This is a genomic window from Mycobacterium sp. NGS62, from assembly GCF_059812285.1.
In genome coordinates, this window is sequence record NZ_JCALCK010000054.1 from 1 (window position 1) to 1,565 (window position 1,565).

Consider the following 1,565-nt stretch of genomic DNA (forward strand, 5'->3'; position numbering starts at 1 on the left):
TGGTGCTCCTTAGAAAGGAGGTGATCCAGCCGCACCTTCCGGTACGGCTACCTTGTTACGACTTCGTCCCAATCGCCGATCCCACCTTCGACCACTCCCTCCCACAAGGGGTTAGGCCATGGGCTTCGGGTGTTACCGACTTTCATGACGTGACGGGCGGTGTGTACAAGGCCCGGGAACGTATTCACCGCAGCGTTGCTGATCTGCGATTACTAGCGACTCCGACTTCACGGGGTCGAGTTGCAGACCCCGATCCGAACTGAGACCGGCTTTAAAGGATTCGCTAAACCTCACGGCATCGCAGCCCTTTGTACCGGCCATTGTAGCATGTGTGAAGCCCTGGACATAAGGGGCATGATGACTTGACGTCATCCCCACCTTCCTCCGAGTTGACCCCGGCAGTCTCTCACGAGTCCCCACCATCACGTGCTGGCAACATGAGACAAGGGTTGCGCTCGTTGCGGGACTTAACCCAACATCTCACGACACGAGCTGACGACAGCCATGCACCACCTGCACACAGACCACAAGGGAAACCGCATCTCTGCGATCGTCCTGTGCATGTCAAACCCAGGTAAGGTTCTTCGCGTTGCATCGAATTAATCCACATGCTCCGCCGCTTGTGCGGGCCCCCGTCAATTCCTTTGAGTTTTAGCCTTGCGGCCGTACTCCCCAGGCGGGGTACTTAATGCGTTAGCTACGGCACGGATCCCAAGGAAGGAAACCCACACCTAGTACCCACCGTTTACGGCGTGGACTACCAGGGTATCTAATCCTGTTCGCTCCCCACGCTTTCGCTCCTCAGCGTCAGTTACTGCCCAGAGACCCGCCTTCGCCACCGGTGTTCCTCCTGATATCTGCGCATTCCACCGCTACACCAGGAATTCCAGTCTCCCCTGCAGTACTCCAGTCTGCCCGTATCGCCCGCACGCTCACAGTTAAGCCGTGAGATTTCACGAACAACGCGACAAACCACCTACGAGCTCTTTACGCCCAGTAATTCCGGACAACGCTCGCACCCTACGTATTACCGCGGCTGCTGGCACGTAGTTGGCCGGTGCTTCTTCTCCACCTACCGTCACCACCCAAAAAGGGCAGCTTCGTCGATGGTGAAAGAGGTTTACAACCCGAAGGCCGTCATCCCCCACGCGGCGTCGCTGCATCAGGCTTGCGCCCATTGTGCAATATTCCCCACTGCTGCCTCCCGTAGGAGTCTGGGCCGTATCTCAGTCCCAGTGTGGCCGGACACCCTCTCAGGCCGGCTACCCGTCGTCGCCTTGGTAGGCCATCACCCCACCAACAAGCTGATAGGCCGCGGGCCCATCCCACACCGTTAAAAACTTTCCACCACACCACATGCATGGCATGGTCCTATCCGGTATTAGACCCAGTTTCCCAAGCTTATCCCGAAGTGCAGGGCAGATCACCCACGTGTTACTCACCCGTTCGCCACTCGAGTATCTCCGAAGAGACCTTTCCGTTCGACTTGCATGTGTTAAGCACGCCGCCAGCGTTCGTCCTGAGCCAGGATCAAACTCTCCAAACAAAAACCACAACACCCACAA

1 rRNA gene is annotated in these 1,565 nt (G+C 57.4%); it reads right to left on the reverse strand.

The features are described from left to right. Positions 1 to 13: 13 nt before the first annotated feature. A 16S ribosomal RNA gene (locus AC5Y49_RS24620) occupies positions 14 to 1,546 on the reverse strand. Positions 1,547 to 1,565: the final 19 nt, after the last annotated feature.